26 protein-coding genes and 1 riboswitch are annotated in these 26,384 nt (G+C 62.9%); of the genes, 10 read left to right on the forward strand and 16 right to left on the reverse strand.

Annotated features, from left to right (window positions below):
• The first annotated feature begins 52 nt into the window (after positions 1 to 52).
• Together L0U83_RS27165 and L0U83_RS27170 are read left to right on the forward strand one after the other, a co-directional pair.
• On the forward strand, positions 53 to 1,831 hold the full coding sequence (locus tag L0U83_RS27165) for an ABC transporter transmembrane domain-containing protein (protein ID WP_233887244.1): 1,779 nt from the start codon (positions 53 to 55) through the stop codon (positions 1,829 to 1,831).
• Positions 1,832 to 2,092: 261 nt separating this feature from the next.
• The gene (locus L0U83_RS27170; protein ID WP_233887245.1) at positions 2,093 to 3,853 is read left to right on the forward strand and encodes a peroxidase family protein; all 1,761 of its coding nucleotides are present in this window, start codon (positions 2,093 to 2,095) and stop codon (positions 3,851 to 3,853) included.
• An 8-nt stretch (positions 3,854 to 3,861) separates the two neighbouring features.
• On the opposite strand, the gene L0U83_RS27175 is transcribed toward L0U83_RS27170, so the two are convergent.
• A complete protein-coding gene (locus L0U83_RS27175) occupies positions 3,862 to 4,602 on the reverse strand; it encodes a hypothetical protein (RefSeq protein WP_233887246.1) in 741 nt (246 codons plus the stop codon).
• A 267-nt stretch (positions 4,603 to 4,869) separates the two neighbouring features.
• On the opposite strand from L0U83_RS27175, the gene L0U83_RS27180 reads away from it, so the two are divergent.
• Positions 4,870 to 6,240, forward strand: coding sequence for an MFS transporter (locus L0U83_RS27180; protein WP_233887247.1), 1,371 nt, complete (start codon positions 4,870 to 4,872; stop codon positions 6,238 to 6,240).
• 93 nt (positions 6,241 to 6,333) lie between these two features.
• On the opposite strand, the gene L0U83_RS27185 is transcribed toward L0U83_RS27180, so the two are convergent.
• The 10 genes from L0U83_RS27185 to sufB form a co-directional block, all read right to left on the reverse strand.
• On the reverse strand, positions 6,334 to 8,004 hold the full coding sequence (locus tag L0U83_RS27185) for a phospholipase C (protein ID WP_233887248.1): 1,671 nt from the start codon (positions 8,002 to 8,004) through the stop codon (positions 6,334 to 6,336).
• Between the two features lie 304 nt (positions 8,005 to 8,308).
• Positions 8,309 to 9,055, reverse strand: a complete 747-nt coding sequence (locus tag L0U83_RS27190; RefSeq protein ID WP_233887249.1) for an SDR family NAD(P)-dependent oxidoreductase — start codon at positions 9,053 to 9,055, stop codon at positions 8,309 to 8,311.
• 81 nt (positions 9,056 to 9,136) lie between these two features.
• A complete protein-coding gene (locus L0U83_RS27195; protein WP_233887250.1) occupies positions 9,137 to 9,352 on the reverse strand; it encodes a hypothetical protein in 216 nt (71 codons plus the stop codon).
• Between the two features lie 134 nt (positions 9,353 to 9,486).
• Positions 9,487 to 9,819: a non-heme iron oxygenase ferredoxin subunit gene (locus L0U83_RS27200; protein WP_233887251.1), complete on the reverse strand. Its 333-nt coding sequence runs from the start codon at positions 9,817 to 9,819 to the stop codon at positions 9,487 to 9,489.
• 1 nt (position 9,820) lies between these two features.
• Positions 9,821 to 10,147: an SUF system Fe-S cluster assembly protein gene (locus L0U83_RS27205; protein WP_233887252.1), complete on the reverse strand. Its 327-nt coding sequence runs from the start codon at positions 10,145 to 10,147 to the stop codon at positions 9,821 to 9,823.
• Between the two features lie 28 nt (positions 10,148 to 10,175).
• Positions 10,176 to 10,628: a Fe-S cluster assembly sulfur transfer protein SufU gene (gene sufU / locus L0U83_RS27210; protein ID WP_233887253.1), complete on the reverse strand. Its 453-nt coding sequence runs from the start codon at positions 10,626 to 10,628 to the stop codon at positions 10,176 to 10,178.
• On the reverse strand, positions 10,625 to 11,878 hold the full coding sequence (locus tag L0U83_RS27215) for a SufS family cysteine desulfurase (protein WP_308445078.1): 1,254 nt from the start codon (positions 11,876 to 11,878) through the stop codon (positions 10,625 to 10,627). Before L0U83_RS27215 ends, sufU begins: the two co-directional genes overlap by 4 nt.
• Positions 11,875 to 13,200 carry a Fe-S cluster assembly protein SufD gene (gene sufD, locus L0U83_RS27220; RefSeq protein WP_233887254.1) on the reverse strand — a complete coding sequence of 442 codons (1,326 nt, stop codon included), beginning with the start codon at positions 13,198 to 13,200 and terminating at the stop codon, positions 11,875 to 11,877. Before sufD ends, L0U83_RS27215 begins: the two co-directional genes overlap by 4 nt.
• Positions 13,197 to 14,009 (reverse strand): Fe-S cluster assembly ATPase SufC, encoded by an 813-nt coding sequence (gene sufC, locus L0U83_RS27225; protein ID WP_233887255.1) that lies wholly within the window; start codon positions 14,007 to 14,009, stop codon positions 13,197 to 13,199. The genes sufD and sufC overlap by 4 nt, the downstream gene beginning before the upstream one ends.
• A gap of 13 nt (positions 14,010 to 14,022) precedes the next feature.
• Positions 14,023 to 15,471 carry a Fe-S cluster assembly protein SufB gene (gene sufB / locus L0U83_RS27230; RefSeq protein WP_233887256.1) on the reverse strand — a complete coding sequence of 483 codons (1,449 nt, stop codon included), beginning with the start codon at positions 15,469 to 15,471 and terminating at the stop codon, positions 14,023 to 14,025.
• Between the two features lie 147 nt (positions 15,472 to 15,618).
• On the opposite strand from sufB, the gene L0U83_RS27235 reads away from it, so the two are divergent.
• Both L0U83_RS27235 and L0U83_RS27240 read left to right on the forward strand, forming a co-directional pair.
• Complete coding sequence (locus L0U83_RS27235) at positions 15,619 to 15,873, forward strand: hypothetical protein (protein ID WP_233887257.1); 255 nt, start codon at positions 15,619 to 15,621, stop codon at positions 15,871 to 15,873.
• 70 nt (positions 15,874 to 15,943) lie between these two features.
• Positions 15,944 to 16,204, forward strand: a complete 261-nt coding sequence (locus L0U83_RS27240; protein WP_028204289.1) for a DUF1488 family protein — start codon at positions 15,944 to 15,946, stop codon at positions 16,202 to 16,204.
• A gap of 53 nt (positions 16,205 to 16,257) precedes the next feature.
• Here L0U83_RS27240 and hpnJ read toward each other — a convergent pair whose 3' ends face one another.
• Positions 16,258 to 17,679, reverse strand: a complete 1,422-nt coding sequence (gene hpnJ, locus L0U83_RS27245) for a hopanoid biosynthesis associated radical SAM protein HpnJ (protein ID WP_233887258.1) — start codon at positions 17,677 to 17,679, stop codon at positions 16,258 to 16,260.
• Between the two features lie 270 nt (positions 17,680 to 17,949).
• On the opposite strand from hpnJ, the gene L0U83_RS27250 reads away from it, so the two are divergent.
• Positions 17,950 to 18,306 (forward strand): hypothetical protein, encoded by a 357-nt coding sequence (locus tag L0U83_RS27250; protein ID WP_233887259.1) that lies wholly within the window; start codon positions 17,950 to 17,952, stop codon positions 18,304 to 18,306.
• A 62-nt stretch (positions 18,307 to 18,368) separates the two neighbouring features.
• Here the strand turns inward: L0U83_RS27250 and L0U83_RS27255 are convergent, their stop codons facing one another.
• The 3 genes from L0U83_RS27255 to L0U83_RS27265 form a co-directional block, all read right to left on the reverse strand.
• Positions 18,369 to 19,043 carry a hypothetical protein gene (locus L0U83_RS27255; RefSeq protein WP_233887260.1) on the reverse strand — a complete coding sequence of 225 codons (675 nt, stop codon included), beginning with the start codon at positions 19,041 to 19,043 and terminating at the stop codon, positions 18,369 to 18,371.
• A 106-nt stretch (positions 19,044 to 19,149) separates the two neighbouring features.
• Positions 19,150 to 20,127: an ROK family protein gene (locus L0U83_RS27260; RefSeq protein ID WP_308445079.1), complete on the reverse strand. Its 978-nt coding sequence runs from the start codon at positions 20,125 to 20,127 to the stop codon at positions 19,150 to 19,152.
• Positions 20,128 to 20,171: 44 nt separating this feature from the next.
• Positions 20,172 to 20,492, reverse strand: a complete 321-nt coding sequence (locus L0U83_RS27265; protein ID WP_233887262.1) for a hypothetical protein — start codon at positions 20,490 to 20,492, stop codon at positions 20,172 to 20,174.
• A 42-nt stretch (positions 20,493 to 20,534) separates the two neighbouring features.
• Positions 20,535 to 20,638: riboswitch (SAM-I-IV-variant riboswitch) on the reverse strand.
• A 271-nt stretch (positions 20,639 to 20,909) separates the two neighbouring features.
• Here L0U83_RS27265 and zwf point away from each other — a divergent pair.
• A complete protein-coding gene (zwf, locus tag L0U83_RS27270) occupies positions 20,910 to 22,532 on the forward strand; it encodes a glucose-6-phosphate dehydrogenase (protein WP_233887263.1) in 1,623 nt (540 codons plus the stop codon).
• Between the two features lie 121 nt (positions 22,533 to 22,653).
• Positions 22,654 to 23,418 carry an ROK family protein gene (locus L0U83_RS27275; RefSeq protein ID WP_233887904.1) on the forward strand — a complete coding sequence of 255 codons (765 nt, stop codon included), beginning with the start codon at positions 22,654 to 22,656 and terminating at the stop codon, positions 23,416 to 23,418.
• Positions 23,419 to 23,478: 60 nt separating this feature from the next.
• Here the strand turns inward: L0U83_RS27275 and L0U83_RS27280 are convergent, their stop codons facing one another.
• Positions 23,479 to 24,402 (reverse strand): LysR family transcriptional regulator, encoded by a 924-nt coding sequence (locus L0U83_RS27280; RefSeq protein ID WP_233887264.1) that lies wholly within the window; start codon positions 24,400 to 24,402, stop codon positions 23,479 to 23,481.
• Between the two features lie 138 nt (positions 24,403 to 24,540).
• Here L0U83_RS27280 and L0U83_RS27285 point away from each other — a divergent pair, with 138 nt between their 5' ends.
• Positions 24,541 to 25,758, forward strand: a complete 1,218-nt coding sequence (locus L0U83_RS27285; RefSeq protein WP_233887265.1) for an FAD-dependent monooxygenase — start codon at positions 24,541 to 24,543, stop codon at positions 25,756 to 25,758.
• Between the two features lie 93 nt (positions 25,759 to 25,851).
• Positions 25,852 to 26,382, forward strand: coding sequence for a cytochrome b (locus L0U83_RS27290; RefSeq protein ID WP_267939521.1), 531 nt, complete (start codon positions 25,852 to 25,854; stop codon positions 26,380 to 26,382).
• Positions 26,383 to 26,384 lie beyond the last annotated feature (2 nt).

Here is a 26,384-nt window from a genome sequence, read left to right on the forward strand (position 1 = left end):
CTCCGCCACGGGCTGGCACAATTGAACCATCGCCGATCCACCAGGACGTTCCATGTCAGATGTCGCCGCCCGACCGTCACGCGTCGCGCCCCTTTTCGCCCTTCTGCCCTTCCTGCGCCCCTATGCGGGGCGCTGGGCGCTCGCATTCCTCGCGCTGCTGACCTCGGCGGGCGCAACGCTCGCGCTGCCGGTGGCGTTCAAGTATCTGATCGACCGTGGTTTCGCGAGCGGCGATCGCACGCATATCGATCGCTACTTCATCGCGCTCTTCGTGGTTTCGCTGATCCTGGCCGCCGCCACGGCGTTGCGCTTCTATTGGGTTTCCTGGCTGGGCGAGCGGGTGACGGCCGACTTGCGGCGCGCCGTATACGACCACGTGATACGAATGAGCCCGCAATTCTTCGAGACCACGCAATCGGGCGAAGTGCTCTCGCGGCTCACCACCGACACAACGCTGATCCAAACCGTGGTGGGCACCAGTCTCTCACTGGGCCTGCGCAATTTACTGCTCATGGTCGGCGGCGTAGTCATGCTCGCCACGACGAGCCCCGTGCTGTCCGGCTACATCATCGCGACACTGGTCGTTGTGGTCGCACCTATCGTCATCTTCGGGCGGCGCGTGCGGCGGCTTTCGCGCGCGAGCCAGGACAAGGTTGCGAGCGCAAGCGCTTTGGCGGGTGAAGTGCTCAATGCCATGCCCACCGTTCAGTCGTATGCGCAGGAGTCGTTCGAGGCGAATCGCTTTGGCGGTGCCGTGGAAACGGCCTTTGAAACGGCGCTCAAACGCATTCGGGCGCGCGCGGGATTGACGGCCGTCGTGATCGTCTTCGTGTTCGCCGCTATCGTGTTCGTGCTGTGGCTCGGCGCGCAGGCGGTACTCGCCGGACAGATGAGCGCGGGCCAGCTCTCCCAGTTCATTCTCTACGCGGTGTTCACGGCTGGCGCCGTGGGCGCCGTTGCCGAGGTGTGGGGCGATCTGCAGCGGGCCGCTGGCGCCACCGAACGGCTGCTGCAACTGCTCGCCGCGCGCTCGCCCGTAGCGCAGGCCACAGCAACCGTGCCGCTGCCGGCTCACGGCACGGGCATCCGGTTCGACAACGTTTGCTTTTCCTACCCCTCGCGGCCTGGCATCGCTGCGCTCGACGCCTTCTCGCTCGACGTGCGCCCGGGCGAACATGTCGCGCTCGTCGGTCCGTCCGGCGCAGGCAAAACCACGCTCTTTCAATTGCTTCTGCGTTTTTACGATCCGCAGTCGGGCACCCTCAGCATCAACGGTGTGCCGACGCAACAGGTCTCGCTCGCGGCGTTGCGCCACGCGATCGGCGTCGTGCTGCAGGAGTCCGTGATCTTTTCGGGCAGCGTGCTCGACAACATTCGCTATGGCTCGCCCGACGCCACGCTCGAAGCCGTCCAGCACGCGGCCGAAATGGCCGCTGCGGCCGGATTTATCGAGCAACTGCCGCAGGGCTACGACACCTTTCTTGGTGAACGTGGCGTGCGCCTTTCCGGCGGTCAACGTCAGCGCATTGCCATCGCGCGCGCGATCCTCAAGAACCCGCCCATCCTGCTGCTCGACGAAGCGACCAGCGCGCTCGACGCCGCGAGCGAACGCCTCGTGCAAACGGCGCTGGACAACGCCGCGCAAAACCGCACGACGCTCGTCATCGCGCATCGTCTCGCCACCGTGCAGCAAGCCGACCGCATTGTCGTCATGGAACAAGGCCGTATCGTAGCGCAAGGCCGTCACGCGGAACTGCTGCAGAGTTCGCCGCTTTATGCGCAACTCGCGGCGCTGCAGTTCGGCGCTCAACACGCGAACACCGTCACGTAATCATCGGCCTGCCTTCTCTGGCGCAATCGACCACGCGGATTGTCGAACGTTCGCAAATCGAAGCGCCGCCCTGGCGTGCGTTGCCGCACATTCAAAGCTTTCAAAAAGACTAACCCTGCTTCCTGTCAATCCGCTCGCTCCCTATGCGGCGATCGTCGCTGCCAGTACCCAAAAGTAATCAATCCAGTCTGAAGTCGAACGGGATCCTTCGCAAGCTAGCTTGCGAAGTGTCTTTTCTTCGATGAATTACTTAGGAGAGCGATGATGAATCCCAAAGGTACACCGCGCAATCTCGTCGAACAACATGCGGGAATGAGCCGCCTGAACGAAGAGTTGACTTCGATTTTCCCGCCGCGCTTCAATCACTATGACCCCGCGAGCCTCGCCGTACTCGCGCGAGGCATGCAGTCAGCCGCGGATACCGTATCGAACGATCCCGACCCCGAAGAGAACCTCTATGTGCCAGCCGGATACACGTATTTCGGCCAGTTCATCGATCACGACCTGACGCTCGATACCACGTCGCAGCTGACCTTGATCCAGGCGCGCGCGACAGGCCAGATTCCGACGAACCTGCGCACGCCGCGCTTCGACCTCGACAATGTGTACGGTCCCGGACCCGACGATGCGCCCTACATGTATGCGGACGAAAGTCATCCGAAGAAGGGAATCTATCAAGGTGCATCGTTGATCGAAGGCCACGATGATCTGCCTCGCACCGAGAATGCCTACAACGCTCGCGCAATCATCGGCGACAAGCGCAACGACGAAAATTCGATCGTCTGCCAGATCCAGATGCTTTTCCTGCGTTTTCATAACCGCATCGTCGCGCGGCTCGCGAAAGCCGACGACACGCTGCGCGGAAGCGATCTGTTCGAAGCGGCGCGCGCGCAGGTGCGCTGGGCGTATCAGCGCGTGCTGGTCGAAGACTTCCTGCATCGGATCGTCGATTCGTCCGTCGTCGACGCATTCGTGACCGCGCACGACCAGGACCGCGCGCATGCCTACAAGCTCTACGGTCCGGGCCCTGCGAGACGCAACCTGCCGCGCGAATTCAGCGGAGCCGCGTACCGGTATGGCCATTCGGGCGTGCGCAACGGCTATGTGCTGAACGACAATTTCAGCGCACCGATCTTCGACGGCACGAACGCGAACAAGGATAGCCTCGTCGGTTTCGACCGGCTGCCCGAAACACACGTGATCGACGACTGGCAACGCTTCTTCCCACGCGAGCATCCACTGCCGGGCGAGAAAGGCGGCCCTGGACTCGATGGCGCGAACAAAGCCGCAGCCGGTGTTGCCGACAATGCGTCGAACGACGTCAAGCGTTTGCAATACGCGTACAAGCTCGATCCATCGCTCGTCGATCCCCTTTCTAAACTGCCGCACAGCGTGTCCGAAGTGCCGATTCCCGACTCGGCAAGCAAACTGGCATCGGCAAAGGGTTATCGTTCGCTGGCCATGCTCAACTTGCTGCGCGGCAACGTCTATGGCCTGCCGAGCGGCGAGACGGTGGCGAACGCTCTCGGCGCGACGCCGCTCGGCCCCGACGAACTCGTGGTCCGCACACAGGTTGCGAGCGATCCGTCGAAGACGTTCCGATTCGATCGCATTGCGTCGCTCAATGCGGATGGCGAGAGCCCAGCGCTTGGCGATACCTTCAGGAACGACACGCCGTTATGGTTTTATATCCTCGCTGAAGCGCAAGTTCCGGTGCTCAAGCTTGCGCCCATTGGCGTGACCTTCAGCGAGGACGCCTTGCTCGGCACTCAGGATGACAAGCTCGGCGTCGGCGCATTGACGCGTCTTGGTCCTGTGGGCGGCCACATCGTCGTCGAGGTGTTCTACGGGCTGCTGGACGAGGACCCGGATTCGGTCATCAATCGCACCGGCAGCGCACCCGCGCTCGAGGCAGAGATTTTCAAAAGCGCGCCCGCCACGTTCTCGCAGATCATCGCTTTCGCGACCGCCGGCGAATGGCGACTGATACCGTTGAAAGCGATAGTCGATCTGGCGGCCTGAAGTGCCTGCTACGCAGAGGAGGCCAGGCGCGCGACGCTGCGTGCCTGGCGCGGCAACACGATATACATGCCCCAGGCCACGAGCAGGATCGCGCGCAGTGCATCTGCGAGTGGATGCAAAGAGGAAATGCCAACATTGGCGATAGCGAGGCTGCCTGGCAGCGTCCACGCATACGTAGTCAAGCCGAGCAGCGTTGCGCGCCAGAAGCCGAAATGGCGGGGCGCGGGCATGGCGTGCGCGGCCAACCCGCGGCGCACCATGTACCCCGCGAGCGGCAGGCTGAGCAGAACATAAACCAGCGCGGGCACGATGAAGGGCATGCCGGCAATCGCAAGCGAAATCGCCGGCGACGATTGCGCGATATCGTGTGGAACCCGATTCGCGGCGAACGCCATGAGCGGCGTGGCGATCTTCCCGAGCGAGAGGCGCAAGACGAAAAAGCCAACCGCGAAGAGCAGCGCGCTTGCGAGCCACTGACGCCAGGCGCAGGACCACCAGACGTAAAGACGCCGGCCGAACGACACCCCTGGGATTAGCGTAAACAGCGCCGACTTGTCCCGGCGCGCGCCAATACATATTAGTACAACGAACAGAACGCCCGCGATCACGAATACGCGCTCATTCCACACGATCCATTGCGGATGTCCTCCCCCGATCGCCGAAGCTGGCGCAGACGAGGCGAAATTCTGCAGATGCCGCGCAACATAGTCGGAAGGGCTGAGCGCCTGCGAGGATGGATAAAGGGTCATCGCGTCTCCGTCGTCGGTGATGCACTGCCACATGGCGATTTCATTCAAAACAAGCGCATTGCGTCACAACGTGATATACGATCTACTTGTATAACAACGTCTCAACCCATGCCAATCAGGATGGAGCGCTAGCGAGGGACGTATCACTGCCACCTGATCCGGCGAAGTCATCATCCCGGCGAATTGGGGCACGTTTTTTGCGCACCACCGGGAGCCCAGGCCATGCATTTTGCGTTGGCCATATCGCGCTTGCCTTGGGGGTGCGAAATGAATGCCGATCAACCAGGAGCCCCGCTCCTTTCGGAGGAAGACGCTCATCGCCAGTTGCGCCGCGCTGTGATTGCCAGCACCATCGGCACGACGATCGAATGGTACGACTTCTTTCTCTACAGTACAGTCACCGGGCTTATCTTCGCGAAGCTGTACTTTCCTGAATCCGACCCGCTCGTTGGCACCTTGCAGGCCTTTCTCATCTATGCCGTGGGCTTCATCGCCCGGCCGGTAGGCGCGGCTATCTTCGGCCACTACGGCGATCGCGTCGGCCGCAAGGCCACCCTGATCGTCACCTTGCTGCTGATGGGGGTCGCCACGTTCGCCGTGGCCTTTGTTCCGACCTATGCGTCGATCGGCATCTGGGGCGCCGTTTTGCTCACGGTGCTGCGCTTCATTCAGGGTGTGGGCGTGGGCGGCGAATGGGGCGGCTCGGTCCTGATGTCGATGGAATGGGCGCGCACCAATTCACACCGCGGCTTCGTCGCTTCCTGGCCGCAATTCGGCGTGCCGGCGGGACTTTTTATCGCCAATCTCGTGGTGCTCGTCGTAAGCCGGTTCTCCGGCGACAGCTTCATGACGTGGGGATGGCGCGTGCCGTTCCTGCTCAGCATCGTGCTCGTCGCTATCGGCCTGTATATCCGCCTGAACATTCTCGAAACACCGATCTTCGCGAAGCTCCTCGCCGAGAACAAGATCGAGAAAACGCCGATGCTCGAAGTGATTCGCCGCCAACCCAAGGACATTCTCCTTTCGGCGTTGGCGCGCATGGCCGAACAGGCGCCGTTCTACATCTACACGGCCTTCGTCTTTACGTATGGCGTGAAGACGCTGCACGTTTCGCGTGACCTCATGCTCAGCGCGGTGTTGGCGGCTGCTGTGCTGCAGTTCGTGACCATTCCGTTCTTTGGGCACGTGTCCGACCTGATCGGACGCAAGCGCATGTACATGATCGGCGCAGTGGCCGTGGGCATTTTCGGCTTTATCTACTTCGGGATGGTGGATACCAGGAACCCGGCGTGGATTGTCACGGCCGTCGTGCTTTCGCTCGTGCCGCACGCCATGCTCTATGGTCCGCAGGCTGCGTTCATCGCTGAATCGTTCACGGGGCGGCTGCGCTACAGCGGCGCCTCGCTCGGGTATCAGCTGGCTTCCGTGATTGCGGGCGGCCCGGCGCCGTTGATCGCCACTGCGCTCTTCGCGTACTACAGCACGGGTTACGCGATTGCGGTCTATATCGCCGTGTGCGCGGTGATCAGTCTGCTCGCCGCCTGGCGCATGGGGGATTACACGAATAAGGATATTTCACGCGAATACGACGACAAGCACGGACTTGGCGATCACGGGCACGCTTCCCACCCCGCCTGATCATCTGCTGAAAATCAAGCGCGCCCCTGCTTGACGAATCTTGCAGGGGCGCGCTTCTTTTGTCAGGCTTCAACGATCAGCCATCCTAAGCTGTTAGACCTTCGGTGCCTTGTCGACCACCACGCCCGTCGCCGGGTCGAGGAACACCCTGCGGTCGTCGTGGCCGCGGCCGCGGCGGTCGAAGTCGAACAGGCCCATGATGCTGCCTGCCGTCGCATCGAACGAACCGCCACCGATGCGCTGACCATCAAGCCAGTTGTCTTCGATGAAACGCACCACGGAAGCCTGGTCGATCTGGGTATGGTCGACGTAATTTTCCCTGGCCCACGGCGAGATCACGACGAACGGGATGCGCGTGCCCGGGCCGCAGCGGCCGTTCACGGGCTTGCCGCTCAAGCCGGCCGGCGCCGAACCCGTGCCGCAGATGCCGGCCGCGGTCAACTGGTCGGCCACGTTATCGTACGAAGCGCGAGTGGGTTGCGCGTACGCATGGTCGTACCAGCCGTCCGAGTCATCCCATGCCACGATAACGGCCGTATCTTCCCAGTCGTGCTGTTCCTGCAGGAAGTTCACGACCTTCGCGACGAAGGCCTGCTCGTCGAGCGGATCCGAATAACCCGCGTGGCCGTCCTGATAGGCCGGAGCCTTGAGGAAGCTCACCGACGGGAAATTACCCGCTTTCACCGCATTGAAAAAGTCGTCGGTATCGTACTGGTGATTCGCCGGGTCGGCGTTCCCATTCTTGCCCTCGGTGTGCCCGATTGCGGCGAGCGAACTCGGACGCAGATGCTGCGGGTTTGAGGTCGACGCGTAGTACTGGAACCAGTTGTGGTGCGGAATATAGTCGGCCGTAGACGCGCCGACCACCGGCGAAAGCGTGCTGCGCTTGCAGCCGGTCGTGCCGTTGCTGTTCGTCGTCGCGAGGTTGAAGCCGCCCATGAAGCCGCCCCACGAGACATTGCGCGCGTTCAGCAGGTCGCCGATATTCTTGCCGGTCATCTGCGCCGTGTCGGTCGTGCTCGAGCAGAGGTCGTTGGCGGGATCGACGTCATTGATCATCGTGAAGCCACCCTGCCCGTCGTTCACATAGTACGAACCGGCGGTCGAAGGCTGCTTCGTTGTGAGCACAACCTTCATGCCGTTGGTCTGCCCCGAGACCACTTCGAGCGCACCGGGCGTCGACGGTCCGTAGGTCGACGTATAGGCGTTATCGCTCATCGCGAAGTGCTGCGCGTAGTTCCACAACGCAGTGACCGTGTTGCCGTCGTAATAGCCCATCACCTGGCCCTTCGTGCCAAACGCGCCGGCGCCGCCGCTCGTGCCATTACCCGTGTACTTCGGGAAGAGGTCGGCCAGGCCGTCGTCGTAGGCTTGCTGCTCGGCCGTATAGGCGTGGTTCTGGTCAGCCGTGGCCGCCTGCGTGCGATCCAGACGGAACGGATTGGCCGCGCCCGCGCCATTGCCCGGATTCGTGTCGTTCGGGTTTTTGGTCAGCAGCGTGCCGGTAAGACCGTTCACTTCGGGCGTGCCAGGCTGCGCCTTGAATGCAGGCTCGCCGGACGGGTTGGTCGCATGCGGATAAGTCGCGAAGTAATGGTCGAACGAAACGTTCTCGCCATAAATCACGACCAGGTGCTTGATCGGGGTGGCGGTGTGACCGTGTTCCGGATGATTCTTGTCGTGATCGTCACCAGCACTCCACGCAACTGTCGATGCGAGTGCTGCGGCTGTGAGCGAACCAACTGCGACGTAACGCCATTGCATATTCGGCTCCTGGTTGATTTCGTATTGTCGGGATCACCGTGAAGCCGGAGAAAAAGGCGTTATGCAGCCCGCATCGTCGCGCTCATGCCAGCTGAATGCGGAGGCCACACGGCATGAGGATTAGAGCATCGGGGTATGAATGCTCAGCGTCAGACTCCTTACGAAATATTTTCGATTGGAAAGTTTGAAGCTGACGTGGCACTGAATTGGCGCTGAATCGACGAAATCGGCCTTGGATTCAGGTATGAAGATTGACCGACACTCACGCGCCGGTTAGCAAACAAGGTGAAATGGGCTGCGTACGTTAGATGAAGCTGACGCCGCCGTTTACCGCGATGGTCTGCCCCGTGACGAAACCATTGCCGATCACCATCAGCACGACCTGTGCGACCTCGTCGGCTTCACCGAGGCGGCCAACGGGCAGCCGATCGGCGACGTTCGCGGCTTTCAGCGGCGCGGCCATTTCGGTATCGATGGGCCCTGGCGCGACGGCGTTCACGGTCACCCCGTCTCGCGCCACGCGCGAAGCGTAACCGCGCGTCAAGCCTTCGAGGCCCGCTTTCGAAGCGTTGTAGTGAACACCGACGAGACCCGCGCCGCGCGCGGCGACCGACGAAAGATTGACGATGCGGCCCCAGCGCCGCGCGCGCATGCCGGGCAATACCGCTTGCGTGCAGAGAAACGCCGACTTGAGATTGACGGCGAGCGTGTGGTCGAATTCCGCTTCCGTAAGCGATTCGATGTCGCTGAACGTGCCCGTGCCCGCGTTGTTCACGAGCACGTCGATCGCGCCGAGGCCGCGCTCGATCTCGCCGATCATGCCAGTGACGTCGCTTGCCGACGACACATCGGCGCGCACCGCGAGTGCACGGCCACCCGCGCTTTCGATCTGCGCGACGACCTGGCCCGCTTCGTCAGCGCGCTGCCGGTAATTCACGGCAACCGCCGCGCCAGTCGAAGCCAGCGCAATGGCAATGGCGCGGCCGATTCCGCGCGAGCCGCCGGTCACGAGCGCAACGCGGTTGTTCAGGTCGGGTAAAAGTGCGGACATGGGGGACTCCTTCTGCGATTTGCTTCGCAATATGCGCCCGTTACACGCCCGCTCCGCGCACAAGGCGCTCGCCGGACACACTCACGGCGCAGTGCCAATGCCGCCGCCAGGACCCGCCAGTTCGCCATCTACGCCAAGCTCGGCCGCATGGCCGTGAGCGTTCGCACGGCCGCCATGGCGCGAAAACGGCGTGGTGCGCAACCGCGCGCGGCGACGTGGGCCGGAAACCGGGTCCAGGTAAAACATGACGAGCGTGCCTGCCGCGGCCGCCGCTGCAAGATGGAACAGAGCCTTCATGGATGCCTCTCGATAGTTGCAACGCATGCAAAGCGCGGAGACAGGCGTGAGCGGTGCAAGTCGCCATTGCGCCAATCCGCGTATCCATTATGCCGCTGACAACTGCGCGTGAGGCGTCGACGTGGATTCCTCGCTCAGGAAAATCCCTCGTCCCAGCGCGTATCCCGCACCTGCACCATACCTGCTTCCACACGCACCGCGAACACCGCGACGTCCTCATACGCGGGCGGCGCGAGCACTTTCCCCGTCTTGATGCAAAAGCGCGCACCGTGCCGCGGGCAGATCACCTCGTCGCCCTCCACTTCGCCGCCCGTGAGCACACCGCCATCGTGCGGACAGGTATCTTCGATTGCATAGCAGGTCCCTTCGAGATTGAATACGGCGACCTGCGTGCCGTCCACATCGACGCTGCGGACCGAACCCGGCTGAAACTCGGCGTATGGCGCCACGTCCACCCAGTCGGCCATGTCAAAGCATTCCCAGTTGCAGGAGCGCCGCTTCTGACATGCGCGCTCTCGTCCACGGCGGATCCCAGACCAGTTCCACATGCGTCGCGCTCACGCCTTCCACGTCATTCACGCACTCTTCGACCGTCCCCGGGAAGGTTTGCGCAACCGGACAACCGGGCGCGGTCAGCGTCATGTGAATCGTCACGCTGCCCGCTTCGGCGTCCACGTCCAGTTGATAGACGAGCCCCAGATCGTAGATGTTGACCGGTATCTCCGGATCGAACACCGAGCGCAGCGCGTCGATCACTCGTTCGCGCAGGTCGTTGCCCGTCGTTTGCGTATCCATCGTCATTTGCCTCCAGGCACGCGCAGCCTCATTCGGTTGACACAGTGCCACGCTCGTCGCGCAACGCGGCGTGCAGCGTGTGCCACGCGAGCGTCGCACATTTGATGCGCGCCGGAAATTCGCGCACGCCCGCGAGCACCGCGAGTTTGCCAAGCCCTTCGGACGAGACCAGCCGGTCCGATGGCGCCGTCGCCATCGCGTGAAAGCGTTCGAACAGCGCTTCGACTTCCGCTTGCGTGCGGCCCTTGAGCGCCTCCGTCATCAACGAAGCCGACGCCGTTGCGATCGCACACCCCGCGCCCTCGAAGCCGGCGTCCTTGACCACCCCGTCCTCGATACGCAGATACAACGTGACGCGGTCGCCGCACAACGGGTTATACCCTTCGGCGCTATGCGTTGCACCAGGCACGGCGCGACAGTTCCGCGGCCGCCTGTAGTGGTCGAAAATCATTTCCTGGTACAGGTCGCGCAAGTCGTTCATAGCGGAAATAACTCCTCTACGCGCGCGAGGCCGTCCAGCAGCGCGTCGACTTCGGAACGCGTGTTGTACAGCGCAAACGAAGCGCGCACGGTAGCGGGCACGCCATAGCGCTCCATCACCGGCATCGCACAATGATGACCCGTACGTACCGCCACGCCATACTGATCGAGAATCGTGCCGATGTCGTGTGCGTGTGCGTTCGCCATGACGAACGAGAGAATGCCCACCTTTTCCTTCGCAGTCCCAATCATTCTCACATTGGGCATCTCACGCAATGCAGCGTCCGCATAGACGAGCAGATCGGCCTCTTGCCGCAGTGCCACTTCCAGGCCAATCGCGCTCACGTAGTCGAGCGCCGCCGCCAGACCGATCGCGCCCGCGATATTCGGCGTGCCCGCTTCGAATCGCCACGGAATCACGTTGTACTCGGTCTTCTCGAACGTCACCGAGCGGATCATGTCGCCACCGCCCTGCCATGGCGGCATGGCCTCGAGCAACGCAGATTTTGCATACAGTGCGCCAATGCCAGTGGGGCCATAGACCTTGTGACCCGAGAACGCGTAGAAGTCGCAATCGAGCGCGGCCACATCCACGGGAAGATGCGCAATCGCCTGCGCGCCATCGACCAGCACCGGCACGCCGCGCGCATGCGCAAGCTCGATCATCCTGGCAACCGGATTGACGGTTCCCAGCGCGTTCGACGCATGCGCTACGGCCACCATGCGCGTGCGTGCGCCGAGCAGGCGTTCGTATGCGTTGAGGTCGAGCGTGCCGTCGTCGTCGATCGGCGCCACCTTCAGCAGCGCGCCCGTCTGCGCACAGACGAGTTGCCACGGCACGATGTTCGAGTGATGCTCCATCGCGGTGATGAGCACTTCGTCACCGCGCTGAAGTCGCGGCCGCGCGTAGCTTTGCGCCACCAGATTGATCGCTTCCGTCGTGCCGCGCGTGTACACGATCTCGTTCTCGTGCGCCGCATGCAGGAAACGCGCAATGCGTGCGCGGGCGCCTTCATAGGCATCGGTCGCACGTTGCGACAGCAAGTGCACGCCGCGATGCACGTTGGCGTTGTCATGCTCGTAGTAGGCCTGCTCGGCTGCGATCACGCTCGCAGGCTTCTGCGTGGTCGCGGCGTTGTCGAGATACACGAGCGGCTTGCCATGCACGCTTTCGCGCAGAATCGGGAAGTCGCGGCGCCAACCCATAACCGTTTCGGCGTCGGGAATGCTCACCGGTTCGAGTAGATTCATGACAGTCCTCGCAGGTATTCGCCGCCGGGCAAGCGCGCAAGCAGTTGTTGCGTGAGCCGGCTGCGCAGCGCGGCGCTTTCCACGCGATCCACGCTCACGCGCGCGAACGACCACACGAGAAGCGCGCGCGCCATGCGCTCGTCAATGCCGCGCGAACGCAAGTAAAAGAGCGGGCTCTCGTCGAGTTGGCCAACGGTCGCGCCGTGCGTGCATTTCACGTCGTCGGCGTGAATTTCCAGCTGCGGCTTCGTGTCGATCGCGGCGTTGCGCGAGAGCAGCAGATTGTCGTTGCCCTGGTGTGCGTTGGTCTGCTGCGCGTCCTGGTGCACGATCACGCGGCCATCGAACACGCCATGCGAGGCGCCGTCGAGTACGCCGCGATAGTATTCGCGACTCGTGCCTCGCGGCATCTCATGGTCGATGCGCGTGTGATGATCCACGTGCTGCCTCGCGCTCACGAAATACAAGCCGTTCAGATCGGCCTGGGCGTCTTCCGCATCGAGCCGTGTATCGATCTGCGTGCGCGACAACGCGCCGCCAAACGCAAACGAGTGCGAGGTGAAGTGGCTGGCGCGCTGCTGCGAAACGCCTACATGTGCGATATGAAACGCGCTGCGCGCCTCCTGCTGAATACGGCAATGCTGAACGTCTGCCTCCTCGTCGGCGACGATCTCCGTGGCGGTATTGACGAAATAGGCTTCGTCGGTGATACCTGCGAACTGCTCGACAATCGAGCACCGCGCCCCGCGCTCCGCCACCACTGCGTTGAACGGATGCATGGCGAGCGCGGCCTCGCTGCTAAAGAACAGCACGTGCAGCGGCCAGTCCAGCGCGCAGCCTGGCGGCAGCACGACCACATAACCGTCGCTGCGAAATGCGCCGTTGAGCGCGGCAAAGCCGTCCTCGGGCGCGCGGCGCGCCATGATGGATTCTATCCGGTCAGGAATCCTTCTCATTGCCTGCGCTAGCGTGCCAACGAACGCGCCTTCTGGTAAAGGCGGCAGCGACGAGAGCTTCGGCGCGTGGCGGCCATTCACGAACACGATACGGCCGCCAGCATCGGCGGGCACGAGGTCGTCGATCAGGCGGGCATAGTCCGTCTGCTCGCCGTCCGACGGCATGAAATGCCAATGCGGTTTCGCAATGGCCATCACGTTGGTATATTTCCACGCTTCCAGTTGCGTGCCGGGAAAGCCCAACGTTTCGAACCGGTCGAACGCGTGCCGCCTTGCCTTGCGCAGCCAGGGCAGCTCGACGCCGGCCAGCATTCCAGCCATCGTGCGGAAGGCGTCGCGGTAATGCTCGCGCGTTGATTCGCTCATCGCTGCTCCCTGGCGGCTGCCGTGTGTTGCGTGCCAGGGCCCGGCCCACCTGCCGGTGCGTCGGCATCCGGCTCGCCGAGCCATCCGTAGCCCTTGCGCTCCAGTTCGAGCGCAAGTTCATGCGAACCCGATCGCACGATGCGCCCCTGCGAAAGCACGTGCACCTGGTCCGGCACGATGTAGTCGAGCAGGCGTTGGTAGTGCGTCACGAGCACGATCGCGCGGTCTGCGCTTCGCATCTGGTTCACGCCGCGTGCGACGAGTTGCAGCGCGTCGATATCGAGCCCGGAGTCGGTCTCGTCGAGAATGGCGAGACGCGGCTCCAGCACCGTCATTTGCAGCACCTCGTTGCGCTTTTTCTCGCCGCCCGAAAACCCTTCGTTCACGCCGCGGTACAAAAGGTCCTCCTTCATCTCCATGGCCGCCATTTTCTCCTTCACTAGCGCGAGAAAATCCATCGCGTCGAGTTCCGCCTCACCACGATGTTTGCGCTGCGCATTGAGCGCGGCTTTGAGCAGATAGATATTGCTCACGCCCGGTATTTCCACCGGATACTGAAACGCGAGAAAGAGCCCGCGTCGCGCGCGTTCGTCGGGCGCAAGCGCGAGCAGGTCGCAGCCGTCGTACTGCACGCTGCCCCCCGTGACCACGTATTGCTCGCGCCCCGCCAGCACATGGGCGAGCGTGCTTTTGCCGGAGCCATTCGGCCCCATGATCGCGTGAACCTCGCCCGCATTCACGCGCAAATCCACACCGCGCAGAATCGGCTTGCTTTCTACTTCGACATTCAGATTGCGAATTTCCAGCATACGGCTCTCCCTCTCAACCTACGCTGCCTTCCAGGCTCACACCCAGAAGCTTTTGCGCTTCCACGGCGAATTCCATCGGCAATTCCTTGAAGACGTCCTTGCAAAAGCCGTTGACGATCATCGACACCGCGTCCTCCTCGGTCAGCCCGCGCTGCCGGCAATAGAACAACTGGTCTTCGCCAATGCGTGACGTCGATGCTTCGTGTTCGACCTTCGCGCTCGGGTTTTTCACTTCGATATACGGAAACGTGAAAGCGCTGCATCGATCGCCGAGCAAGAGCGAATCGCACTGGGTGTAATTGCGGGCGTTCTCGGCCGAGCGCGCCATTTTCACGAGCCCGCGATAAGCGTTCTTGCCTCGGCCAGCCGAAATCCCCTTCGAGAGAATCGTGCTGCGCGTATTGCGGCCGATATGAACCATCTTCGTGCCCGTATCGGCCTGCTGATAGTGGTTGGTGAGCGCCGCCGAATAGAACTCGCCGATCGAGTTGTCGCCCTGCAAAATGACGCTCGGATATTTCCACGTAATCGCGGAGCCCGTTTCGACTTGCGTCCACGAAATCCTGGCGTTGGCCTCGCGGCAGTCGCCGCGCTTCGTCACGAAGTTGTAGATGCCGCCGCGTCCTTGCGCGTCGCCCGGATACCAGTTCTGCACCGTCGAATAGCGGATTTGTGCGCCTTCCAGTGCGACGAGTTCCACCACGGCGGCATGCAGCTGATTTTCGTCGCGCATCGGCGCCGTGCAGCCTTCCAGGTAGCTCACGTATGCGCCCTTGTCGGCCACGATGAGCGTGCGCTCGAACTGGCCCGTGTTGCGCGCGTTGATGCGGAAGTACGTGGACAACTCCATCGGGCAGCGCACGCCCGGCGGGATATAGCAAAACGAACCGTCGCTGAATACCGCGGAGTTGAGCGTCGCGAAGAAGTTGTCGGTGTACGGCACGACCGAGCCTAGATACTGGCGCACGAGATCCGGATGGTCGCGCACCGCGTCCGAGAACGAACAGAACACAATGCCCAGCTCGCCCAGCTGCCGGCGAAACGTCGTGGCAACGGACACGCTGTCGAATACCGCGTCCACGGCCACGCCCGCGAGCATCTCGCGCTCCTGCAGCGGCACGCCGAGCTTTTCGTAAGTGCGCAGGAGTTCCGGATCGACTTCGTCGAGGCTTTTCGGCCGGTTCGCCTGCGTATGCGGCGCGGAATAGTAGGCGATGTCCTGAAAGTCGATCGGCGGGTGTTCGATGCTCGCCCAATGCGGCTCGCTCATCGTGAGCCAATGCCGGTAGGCGGCAAGCCGCCATTCGAGCATGAATTCCGGCTCCTGCTTGCGCTCCGAGATTAGACGGATCACGTCCTCGGATAGACCGCGGGGCAACGTGTCCGACTGCACGTCCGAAACGAAGCCGTGCCGATATTCCCGCTGCAGCAATTCCTCGAATGTCTTCGCTTGTGTATCCATGACGTTATTACGGTCTCCTTTACACTCACGATTTCATTCTAGATCTCCTGCCATAACCCTGGCATGGCCGGGGTCTAACCGGAGCTTTCGGGCATGCGATTCGCGACATCCCGCGGAATCATCACGACGAAAATGAACGGAGAAGCCATGAAGGCACGTCATGCTCTTGTCTGGGGCGCGATCGCCTGCGTCCCGATAGCGGCCTCCTGCCTGCCCGCCAGCGCGCAGGCACAAACGGCCGCGCAGGCGCCTGTCGCGCCGATGGCGAAGCCGCCTGCAGCGGCTCCAGGCGCCGCGAGCGCATCCAACCCCGACAACATGCCGGTAAAGAAGCCCAAGGGGCCCGCCACCAACGACAAGATGATGCGCAGCGACCCGGCCAGCGGCGCTCAAGCGAAATAGCCGCAAAAAGAACTCAACATTAGCCGCGCCACGCTCTACCCTGTAACAAGGAAACTCACGGAGGACCAGGATGAGAATCGAATTCACGAGTCGCCGTCACGCCGTGGCTGCCGCGCGCGTAGCGTTCGAAGCCAACGTGGACAACCGCCCGGTATGGTGCAGCGTATCGCTCGACGCGCTGAACGACCGCTTCGGCAACACCGGCACATCGGCGCATGCGCTGTTGAGCGCGTTCGAGGCGAACCGCCCGAGCATCGAACTGGCCGCGCGCCACGCGCTGGAGAAAAACGGGGGCCAGTCCGTGGAGCTGGAAACACGCGATCTGGAGTGATCGGAGTAAAAAAAACGCCCGGAATCCCGGGCGTTTTTTTTGGAGCGGGCGTCTCAGACCTTGCGCGCCCGGAGATACCGGAAGAACTCCGCGCCCTCCTGCAGGCGCCGCTTCATCATGTCCCAGCTCATCAGCATTTCGCGGACGATTTCCCAGATCTTCGAGGGCCGGAAATAGAAGCGTTTGTAGAATTCTTCGACGCCAAGGTAGATCTCTTCGCGCGAGAGGTGCGGATAGCCAATCGTCGAAGCCTGGGTGCCCGACGAATTGATGAGCGTGATGACCTTGGTATCGTTCAGCCAACCATTTTCAACGGCCTGTTTATGAAGCACCGTACCCGGATAAGGCGCGGCGAGCGACACCTGAATGGTATGGGGATTGATCTCTTTTGCGTACTGAATGGTCTTCTGGATCGTCTCGTGCGTCTCGCCCGGCAGACCGAGGATGAAGGTCCCGTGAATCTTGATACCAAGCTTGCGGCAATCCTCGCTGAACTGGCGCGCCATATCGGTACGCAAGCCCTTTTTGACGTTCACGAGAATCTTGTCGTCACCGGATTCATAGCCCACGAGCAGAAGCCGCAGCCCGTTGTCCTTCATCACCTTGAGCGTCGAATACGGCACGTTCGCCTTGGCATTGCACGACCACGTCACGCCTAGCTTGCCCAGCCCGCGCGCGATCTCCTCGGCTCGCGGCCTCAGATCCGTGAACGTGTCGTCGTCGAACATGATCTCCTTGATTTCGGGCATGTTGTCCCGAATCCATTTCACTTCTTCCAGCACGTGCGCGACCGAACGCGTGCGATAGCGGTGCCCCCCGACCGTATGCGGCCAAAGGCAGAACGTGCAGCGGGATTTGCAGCCGCGCCCCGTGTAGAGCGACAGATACGGATGCTTGAGATAGCCGCTGAAATAATGCTCGGGCGTGAGGTCGCGCTTGTAGATTGGCGAGACGAATGGAAGCTGGTCCATGTCTTCGAGAATCGGCCGCGCGTCGTTGTGCGTGATCCCGCCGTCGGGCAGGCGATAGCTCAGGCCCAGGATCGATTCGAACGGTAGACCCTGTGCAATTTCGCGGCACGTAAAGTCGAATTCTTCGCGGCAGACGAAATCGAGCGCGTCACTCGCGGTAAGCGATCCATGCGGATCGACCGCCACTTTCGCGCCGATCATGCCGATGAGGATCGAACTCTTGCGCCGCTTCAGGTGCTCGGCAAACTGAACGTCGCTCTGGAACGAGGGTGAACTCGTATGAATGATAACCAGTTCGTATTCCTGAGCGATATCCAGTGTCGTTTCCAGTGACAGCTCGTCTGCGGGGGCATCCACCACACGGCTGCCTTCGACCAGCGCGGCCGGCTGGACGAGCCACGTTGGATACCAGAACGACCGGATCTCGCGCTTTGTTTGAAAACGTGAGCCAGCTCCGCCATCGAAGCCCTCATAGGAAGGTGCCTGCAGAAACAGCGTTTTCATGAATGCCCTCGGAGAAAATCGTGAATTTGTCCTCGAAGCCTACAAATACATGACACTAGCGGGAGCGCTGCTTTGCCCGGGTCAAGAATACTACGACTTGCCCGCGCGGCACGGCGAAAAAACGTCTGCGCCCGCCTATCGAAACACCCGATTAACAAAAGCGGACGCCAGTTGAACACTGCAATCGTCGGCATGAGCGATGCTTTCTGTACTATATTTTTTGGGGCATCCGCAGCAGCACTTACAGCACTCCAAAGCGGGAGGCAATGTATGTCGCGATTTCACGACATGCCGGAAGGCGTGCCGGTTGGCAATGGCCACCATATCAGCCCGGCCGAATTCCTGCTGATGGCGGGCTTTCTCGCCTACCGCGCCCCACTCGCTTCGGTCGATGCCCGGGCAGCAGCCCGGCGTGTCCTGGATGCGGTTCTCAGTGCGGCGGCAGCGCACGGGTTCGTGCATGCCGACGCACTCGAATCCATGATGGCGAGCGCCGAACGATCGGCGAATGTACGCAGTCTCGCGGAGCAGGCCAGCGCCGCCGTAGGCGACACGTTTGCTTACATGCAGGTGATTCGCAGTGCGGGCGTCGCGCTGGAAGCGGACCCTTACACGCTTATCACTTGAGAGCCGGCGTTGCCGCGTCGCGCCGGCGCCGGGCGCTACCCGGTGGTGTGACACGCCGCCATTCAACTGTCAGGTGGCCGCGCGGGGACCTGTTGCCAGCCGCCAGCGCAGGTTCGCACGTAAGGATAATAAGTCTGCGACGCTACGCAGTAGTACCAGACGCCGTACGGGGCCTCGCCGCCCTGCCCACCTTGCCCGCCGCCTTGCCCATACTGCTCGTTTTGATCGTACATATTGCCGCCGCCGTACTGCGGCTCTTGCTGGGCTTCGCCCTGACCCTGTTCGATCCACTGCGTGGGCTGCGAGAAGTCGCCTGATACGTAGGGGTAATAGACGCTTCCGATGTACGTCGGATAGTAGTACGGATAGAACGGATAGCCGTAGACGAAACCAGGGCCAAAGTAGAAGCCGACGCTCACCGAACCGCAGCAGCCATACCAGCCGTGATAGTAGCCGCCGTGATGCCAGCCATAGCCGCGGTAGTAGCCGCCATGGTAATAACCGCCGTGATTCCACCCGCCGCCGCCATAGCTGCCGTGGTAGCCGCCGTTCCAGCCGCTGCTGTGATTCCCGCCGCCGTAGCCGCCCCAGCCGCCACCGCCACCGCCACCGCCACCACCGCCCCAGCCGCCGCCGCCGCCGTGCATCCAGCCGCCGCCTCTACCCGCGCTCGCCCCGGCGCTGATGCATAGCGCCACGAGCACGAGCAGAAGTCTGCACAATCCATGCCCTTTCATGATGCTCACCCCGATAGCCGCTGACCGCTATCGATCGATAGCCGGTTGGCTTCATAGATCAGTTTAGGCGTCGGAAGCCCATTTTTCCTGCGCGTTTCCCGGCGCGTTATGGCTCCCGAGCATCGCCCTGCCTCGCAATGATGGCCGCGCCAACGAGGCCGCCGTCACGCCGGAACGTTCCGGGAACCACAACGCGTTCGCGAAACTCCCGCAGCGTGCGCTTACGCACTGCGGCATCCAGCGCATCAATGAGTGGGGACACATTGGAAAGTCCGCCGCAAACCGGGACGATTGAAGCGCCGGTAATGTTGATGACAGCGGCGAGCGGCTCCGATACGAGTGCGAGCCACGCGCAAACGGCGCGCTGCGCGCGATCGCCGCCGCGCTGCCAGTCGTCGAGAATCGTGCGGCTGTCTTTCTGTTCGCCGTTCAGGACCGCGTTGAGCCGCTCCATGCCACGTGCCCCGCCGATGGTGTCGACGCAGCCCATGCGGCCGCAACCGCAACGCAGTGCGCTCACGGGCTGCGCGTGGCCTGCGCCGTCGAGGTCGACGTGCGTGCTCACAGGCAGCCCGTGGCCCCACTCGCCCGAAATGCCGCGCGCGCCGCCGGCTACGCGGCCCCCCACCACGAGCCCGCCGCCGACACCGGAGCCGAGGACCACGCAAAACACGACATCGTGGCCCGCACCCGCACCCTCGACGGCCTCAGCCAATGCGAGGCAGTCAGCGTCGTTCGCAATGTATACGTGCCGCCGCAGCCGGGAGGTCAACTCCGCGCCAAGCACGCGACCCGAGACGCATGGGACGTTAGACGAGCAAATCACCCCGCTTGCGGGATCGATCGCTCCGGCCATCGAGATCACGAGCGGCGAGCGGGTCTCCCCGATATGACGGTCCGCAAGCGATTTGAGGGTCGCGCCAAACGCCTCCCAACTGTCGACGGGCGTCGGCACGCTTTCGAGCAGGCGCACGCTACCTGGACTGTCTGATACACCGAGCCTGACGTATGAGCCGCCAATGTCCGCGACAAAGACTCGCGGGGGTTGCGGGCATTGCCCTGATTCAAAGCTGCTGTCTGGCACCCCTGGCTCCTCTATGCGTGCCTCGGCGACGCCAGCCTGCGGGTTCAGCGGGCGCGAACGAAATGATGCTCTATCTTTGCACGCAACACGCCGTCGACGGCCGCGAGTTGTTCGCGCAGCCGCACCGCTCGCCGTTCGGTCATTTCACCAAATACGATTTTTTGCTCGAGCACGTCGCCGCAACGGGTGACCGCCCATCGGTCGACGGCCACATGTTCGCCGTCGAGCACCCCAGCGGCTATCGAAACGACGCCGAGATCCAGACCGGACACCAGATGAACGGTATGCGTGAGCGTGAAGCCAGGAAGACAGTGTGAAAGGTCCTCACAGACCGAGGCGGACGAGGCGGGGATATCTTGACGCATAGTGGCTCCGGATAAAGATTGATCGAACCGGTGCCAGCTACGCTGCTCCCGTTTCGTTGCCGTAAATCGGCCGCATCGCCTCGAGGGCTTCCACCTTGCCCGGGAGGGCAGGTTGGCGTCGGTCAGTCCGACTCTGGATGCTTTGCTTCTCTCGTTCGATATGCCGAACGAGCATTCATTATACCGGAAACAGGGCGGCGGGCAAGACGAGCGAGTTCGGGTCGGTTCAGATGGGTCAAAGCGCCGGCGCCGGTAAGGGTACTGCGAATCGCGCAATGCGCGCGGCGCCGAGCGGCCCTTCGCACACGATATTACAAATCACCTTCAATGGCGGATTGAACCGAATGCGCGCAAACTCGGTCAGTCGAGGTATCGGAATTGCTTGCCGTGTTCATTTCGGTCCACTGAAGCGAAATCATGTCGACGAAACAGACCCAGCCCGATTCTTCCAGCGAGGCTTCCCGCGCGGCCCCCAGTGCAAAAGTGCCTGCGCATCCGCAGGGCGCACCGGCCACCCCCGCCTCGCCTGCCGGCAAGCATCCCGCGCCGCCCTGCACGCTCGTGATCTTCGGCGCGGGCGGCGATCTGACCCAGCGCCTGTTGATGCCGGCGCTTTACAACCTCGCCGTCGACCGTCTGCTCGACGACGGCATGAAGATCATCGGCGTGAATCACGGCGAGCGCGAAACACAGGCATGGTCCGACGGTCTGCACGCCGCGCTGCAAAAATTCGCCGCCGACAAGGCGAGCACTTTCCACGCCGGCAAGCTCGACGACAAAGCGTGGGACTGGGTCGCGCAGCGCCTCACCTACATGGCGGGCGAATTCGAGGACGACAACGCGTATCAGCGTCTCGCCCAGCAACTGAACGGCAAGTCGCGCGGCAACGTCGTGTTCTATCTCGCCGTGGGCGCGCGCTTCTTCAAGCCGATCATCGAGCGCCTCGGCAAGGCCGGTTTGCTCGACGAGGGCAACGACAGCAACGACGCGTTCCGCCGCATCGTGATCGAAAAGCCCTTCGGCGCCGATCTCGCAACGGCGCGCGACTTGAACCAGCACTTGCTGAGTGTCGCGAAAGAATCGCAGGTCTATCGCATCGACCATTTCCTCGGCAAGGAGACGGTGCAGAGCATTCTCGCGCTGCGTTTCGCCAATGCCATGTTCGAACCCGTCTGGCGGCGCGAGTACATCGACAGCGTGCAGATCACGGCTTCGGAGGTGATCGGCGTGGAAGGCCGCGGCAAGTTCTACGAGCAGACTGGCGCGTTTCGCGACATGGTGCCCAATCACCTCTTTCAACTGCTCGCCATGGTCGCCATGGAGCCACCCAATTCGTTCGATGCCGATGCGGTGCGCAACAAGAAGGCCGAAATCTTCGAGGCGCTCAAGCCGCTCACGCCCGACGACGTGGTGTTCGGACAATACGCAAAAGGCCCGGCGGGCGTGGGCTACCGCGACGAACCGAACGTGGCCGAAGACAGCCGCACCGAAACCTATGCCGCCGCGCACGTGCAGATCGACAACTGGCGCTGGGCGGGCGTGCCGTTTTATCTGCGTACCGGCAAGCGGATGGCCGCGCGGCGCACGGAGATTTCGGTGCAGTTGAAGCGCGTGCCGTTTCTCCTCTTTCGCAACACGCCAGTCGATACGCTCACGCCCAACGTGCTGACGCTGCGTATCGATCCGTCGCATGGCACGAGCTTCGATTTCAACGTGAAGACGCCGGGACCGGTCGTGCAGATCGGCCCGGTGCATTCGTCGTTCGATTACGACGACTTCTTCGCGGAGCACGCGAACGTCGGCTACGAAACGCTGCTCTACGATTGCATGCTCGGCGACCAGACGCTCTTTCAACGCGCCGACGGCATCGAGGCGGCATGGTCGACGGTGGATGGCGTGTTGCATCCGGAACTCGACGCCGCGATTGCCGTGTACGACTACGCCGCGGGCAGCGAAGGCCCGCCGCAAGCCGATGCGCTGCTCGCGCGCGACGGCCGGACGTGGCGCGCGCTCGCGCAGCCGCAAACGAAGAAGAAGTGAACCAGAAAGCTAAGGAGAACGTATGGCCAAAATCGAAAATGCGGTCAGGAAAAGCGCTGTGAAAACTGCTGTGAAAACTGCCGTGAAGCGCGCGGCGAGCCCGACGCACACCTCGCGGGACATGGAAAACATTCTCGCCATCGACGTAGGCGGAACGGGTCTGAAGGCGGCGATCATCGACGCGAACGGCACCATGCGCACGGAGCGTGTGCGCGTGGCGACGCCGCATCCATGCCCGCCCGGCTTGCTGGTCGATACGCTCGCTACGCTCGTCGAGCCGCTGCTCGAGCATTATCCTTCAACGCACCTGTCGATCGGCTTCCCTGGTTTCGTGCGCAACAATCATGTGATCACGGCGCCGCATCTCGGCCTTGATGACTGGAACGACGTGCCGCTTGCGCAGATGCTCGGCGAGCGCCTGTCCATTCCCTCGGTGCGCATGATCAACGACGCGGAAATGCAGGGCCTCGCCGCCATCGAAGGACAAGGCCTCGAATTCGTGATGACACTCGGCACGGGCGTAGGCACGGCCATGTTCCGTGACGGCGAATTGATGCCGCACCTCGAACTCGCACATCATCCGGTCAGCAGGAAGCGTGCATACGACGAGTACATCGGGGACGCCGCGCGCAGCAAGGCAGGCAACAAGCGCTGGAACGCGCGCGTCGAGAAGATCATCGGCATACTCGAATCGCTCGTGCACTACGACAAGCTGTGGATTGGCGGCGGCAATGCGGCTCGCCTCACGTTCGACCTGCCGCCGAATGTGGCGACCGTACCGAACGATCGTGGCATCGAAGGCGGCGCGCGTTTGTGGCATCCGCGCTCGGTGCGCGAAACGCGGCAGTTGCCCGCCGCGACACAGCGCGCGGGCAAATTCAGGTAGGCGGCTAGCTCACTCATCGACCGCCGAAGACGACCCCGCCCCGCTCAAGCGCGCGCCGCTTTATTTGCGGACTTGCCCGCCCCCATCGGCGAAGAGCTCGATCACAAGTTCGCGCAGCCAGCGGTTGCCTTCGTCGTGCTGCACGCGCGCGTGCCAGAGCAGATGAATGGGCGCGGCGGGCAGCTTCATGGGCAGCGCGCTCAGGCTCAGCGAAAACGGCTTGGCGAGTTGCAGCGCAAGGCGCTCCGGCACCGTGGCGATCAGGTCGGTGCGTTCGAGGATATAGCCCACGCTCATGAAGTGCGGCACGGAGAGCCGCACCTGACGCTTCACGCCGCGTCGCTTGAGCCATTCATCGACCTGCCCGTGCCCCGTGCCGGCCGACACCACCACCAGATGCTCGGCCTCGCGCCAGGCCGCGAGCGTGAGCGGCGCGTTCTCCAGCGGATGACCGCGCCTGAAAAGGCACACATAGCGCTGATCGAAAAGGCGCCGCTGGTAGAAGCCGCCCTTGAGCTGCGGCAGCAAGCCGATGGCGAGATCGACGCGCCCGTCGGCCATCTCGTCGCTGAGATTGACGCCCGTATTGCGCACCGTATTGAGCGCGACGCCCGGCGCCGCACGCGAGAGGCGCTCCAGCAGCGCGGGCAGAAACACGACCTCGCCGATATCGGTCATGCCGATCGTCATGGTGCGCGTGGCGCGCAACGGATCGAAGCCGGTCACGGGATTGAGCGCGCCGTGCAGGGTGGCGAGCGCCTGGGCGACCGGGTCCGCAAGGCGCAGCGCGAACGGCGTGGGCACCACGCCGCCAGGCCCGCGCACAAAGAGCGGATCGCCCAGCAGGCGGCGCAGCTTGGCGAGCGCGTTGCTCACGCCGGGCTGGCTCATGTTCATCTGCTCGGCCACGCGCGCCACGCGCCGCTCCCGCATGAGCCGATGAAAGAGCAGCAGCAGGTTGAGGTCGATATCGCCCAGTTCCATTCATTCAGTCCAGTGATGAAGCAGATTCATTCCATTTTATTGTGGAATGAACAGTGACTGCTGAGAATACGGACACGGTGTGTGCGTGACGTACCCACGCCAGCCGACCCCATAAATCTGAATATCGGAGACACAGTCATGAAATCACCTGATCTGAAGATTGCGATCGTCGGCGCCGGGATCGGCGGCCTTACGCTGGCGCTCGCGCTGCGCGAGCACGGCATCGACGCGCAGCTCTTCGAGCAGACCGACGAACTGCGCGAAGTCGGCGCAGCCGTCGCGCTCTCGGCCAACGCCACGCGCTTTTACGAGCGCATGGGCCTGCGTCCGGCCTTCGAAAAAGTGTGCGCGGAAGTCCCGGGGCTCGTCTATCGTGACGGACGCAGCGGCGATGTGATCGGCCATCATCACGGCACACCGGACTATCGCGGGGAATTCGGCGGCTCGTACTGGGGCGTGCATCGCGCCGACCTCCAAGCGGTGCTGTCGGGCGCGGTCGGGCTCGAGCGCATCAAGCTCAGCCATCGACTCGTCGATCTCGCGCAGCATCCCGATCGCGTGAGCCTGACGTTCGCCAACGGTGAACGCGTCGATGCCGATCTCGTGATCGGCGCCGATGGCGCGCGCTCGATCACGCGGCGCTGGATGCTGGGCTACGACGATGTGCTGTATTCGGGCTGCTCGGGCTTTCGCGGCGTGGTGCCGGCGGGGCGCATGGACCTGCTGCCCGATCCCGAGACCATCCAGTTCTGGGTCGGGCCGGGCGGCCATCTGCTGCACTACCCGATTGGCGACAAGGGCGATCAGAACTTCCTGCTGGTGGAGCGCCATCCCTCGCCGTGGCCGTCGCGCGAGTGGGTCATGCCTGGCGAGGAAGGCGAGCAACTGCGCCTTTTCAAGAACTGGCACCCGGCAGTCGTGCAGATGATCACTGCCGTGCCGATCAGCCAGCGCTGGGGTCTCTTTCACCGTCCACCGCTCGGCCGCTGGAGTAAGGGCCGCATCACGCTGATCGGCGACGCCGCGCATGCGCTCGTGCCGCACCACGGCCAGGGTGCGAACCAGTCGATCGAAGATGCCGTGGTGCTGGCCGACCAATTGGCGAAGGCCGGGCCGGGCAACTGGCGCGAAGCGCAGGAAGCCTACGAGCGCCTGCGCCGGGGCCGCACGCGCAAGGTGCAATACGCTTCGATTACCACGGCGGACGTGCTGCATCTGCCCGATGGCCCCGCTGCCGAGGCGCGCAACGCCCGGCTCGGCTCGCGTGCAGGCGTGCTGAATCATCTGGACTGGATTCATGATTTCGACGCGCTTGCGCAGGAGCCGAACGAGCGGCAAGGCGGGACATGGCTTTGAGGGCACCCGATAAGCGGCGCAGTTAATGATCCGTTAATCTCGGCGTTCTAGAATCGCGGTTTTTAACTGACCATTTCTGCACAAGGAGCGTCCATGCAAATCACCGCCGACTCGCGTTACGACCTCGTTGCGCGTCTGCTGCACTGGCTCGTCGTCGCACTCGTGGCGGCGCAGTTCGTGATCGGCTGGACCATGCCCGATGTGCACCGCGACACGCGCCCCGTTGGCGAAATCGCCTGGCATCTGGGCGTTGGCACGGCACTCCTTGCCGCAATGGCCTGCCGTCTGGTCTGGCGCGCGACCCATCGTCCACCGCCCGACGATCAGACGCCGTTCATGCGCGCCGTGGCGGCCCTCACGCATCTCGGCCTGTACGCCCTGCTCATCGCGGTGCCCGTGCTCGGGTGGATCAACGCCTCGTCGCGCGCGTGGGATGTCACGCTGTTCGGCGCCATCCCCCTGCCCGCGCTCTCCTCTGCGGGTTCGTCGTTCGGGCATGCCATGGGCGACGTTCACAGTGCGCTCGCCTGGGTGCTGTTCGCGCTCATCTGCCTGCATGTGGTCGCAGCACTCTTTCATCGTTTCGTGCTCAACGATCGTGTGCTACAGCGCATGAAGCTCTAGCC

This window comes from Paraburkholderia flagellata, assembly GCF_021390645.1.
Lineage (GTDB): Bacteria > Pseudomonadota > Gammaproteobacteria > Burkholderiales > Burkholderiaceae > Paraburkholderia > Paraburkholderia flagellata.

Coding starts and splice junctions, on each gene's coding strand:
- sufB (WP_233887256.1), bottom strand. CDS start 15,471: ATGGATACACAAGCGAAGACATTCGAGGAATTGCTGCAGCGGGAATAT.
- sufU (WP_233887253.1), bottom strand. CDS start 10,628: ATGAACGACTTGCGCGACCTGTACCAGGAAATGATTTTCGACCACTAC.
- sufC (WP_233887255.1), bottom strand. CDS start 14,009: ATGCTGGAAATTCGCAATCTGAATGTCGAAGTAGAAAGCAAGCCGATT.
- L0U83_RS27280 (WP_233887264.1), bottom strand. CDS start 24,402: ATGGAACTGGGCGATATCGACCTCAACCTGCTGCTGCTCTTTCATCGG.
- L0U83_RS27180 (WP_233887247.1), top strand. CDS start 4,870: ATGAATGCCGATCAACCAGGAGCCCCGCTCCTTTCGGAGGAAGACGCT.
- L0U83_RS27195 (WP_233887250.1), bottom strand. CDS start 9,352: ATGAAGGCTCTGTTCCATCTTGCAGCGGCGGCCGCGGCAGGCACGCTC.
- zwf (WP_233887263.1), top strand. CDS start 20,910: ATGTCGACGAAACAGACCCAGCCCGATTCTTCCAGCGAGGCTTCCCGC.
- L0U83_RS27285 (WP_233887265.1), top strand. CDS start 24,541: ATGAAATCACCTGATCTGAAGATTGCGATCGTCGGCGCCGGGATCGGC.
- L0U83_RS27265 (WP_233887262.1), bottom strand. CDS start 20,492: ATGCGTCAAGATATCCCCGCCTCGTCCGCCTCGGTCTGTGAGGACCTT.
- L0U83_RS27205 (WP_233887252.1), bottom strand. CDS start 10,147: ATGGATACGCAAACGACGGGCAACGACCTGCGCGAACGAGTGATCGAC.
- L0U83_RS27255 (WP_233887260.1), bottom strand. CDS start 19,043: ATGAAAGGGCATGGATTGTGCAGACTTCTGCTCGTGCTCGTGGCGCTA.
- L0U83_RS27185 (WP_233887248.1), bottom strand. CDS start 8,004: ATGCAATGGCGTTACGTCGCAGTTGGTTCGCTCACAGCCGCAGCACTC.
- L0U83_RS27170 (WP_233887245.1), top strand. CDS start 2,093: ATGATGAATCCCAAAGGTACACCGCGCAATCTCGTCGAACAACATGCG.
- L0U83_RS27190 (WP_233887249.1), bottom strand. CDS start 9,055: ATGTCCGCACTTTTACCCGACCTGAACAACCGCGTTGCGCTCGTGACC.
- L0U83_RS27200 (WP_233887251.1), bottom strand. CDS start 9,819: ATGGCCGACTGGGTGGACGTGGCGCCATACGCCGAGTTTCAGCCGGGT.
- L0U83_RS27290 (WP_267939521.1), top strand. CDS start 25,852: ATGCAAATCACCGCCGACTCGCGTTACGACCTCGTTGCGCGTCTGCTG.
- L0U83_RS27165 (WP_233887244.1), top strand. CDS start 53: ATGTCAGATGTCGCCGCCCGACCGTCACGCGTCGCGCCCCTTTTCGCC.
- hpnJ (WP_233887258.1), bottom strand. CDS start 17,679: ATGAAAACGCTGTTTCTGCAGGCACCTTCCTATGAGGGCTTCGATGGC.
- L0U83_RS27275 (WP_233887904.1), top strand. CDS start 22,654: ATGGAAAACATTCTCGCCATCGACGTAGGCGGAACGGGTCTGAAGGCG.
- L0U83_RS27250 (WP_233887259.1), top strand. CDS start 17,950: ATGTCGCGATTTCACGACATGCCGGAAGGCGTGCCGGTTGGCAATGGC.
- L0U83_RS27240 (WP_028204289.1), top strand. CDS start 15,944: ATGAGAATCGAATTCACGAGTCGCCGTCACGCCGTGGCTGCCGCGCGC.
- L0U83_RS27235 (WP_233887257.1), top strand. CDS start 15,619: ATGAAGGCACGTCATGCTCTTGTCTGGGGCGCGATCGCCTGCGTCCCG.
- sufD (WP_233887254.1), bottom strand. CDS start 13,200: ATGAGCGAATCAACGCGCGAGCATTACCGCGACGCCTTCCGCACGATG.
- L0U83_RS27215 (WP_308445078.1), bottom strand. CDS start 11,878: ATGAATCTACTCGAACCGGTGAGCATTCCCGACGCCGAAACGGTTATG.
- L0U83_RS27175 (WP_233887246.1), bottom strand. CDS start 4,602: ATGACCCTTTATCCATCCTCGCAGGCGCTCAGCCCTTCCGACTATGTT.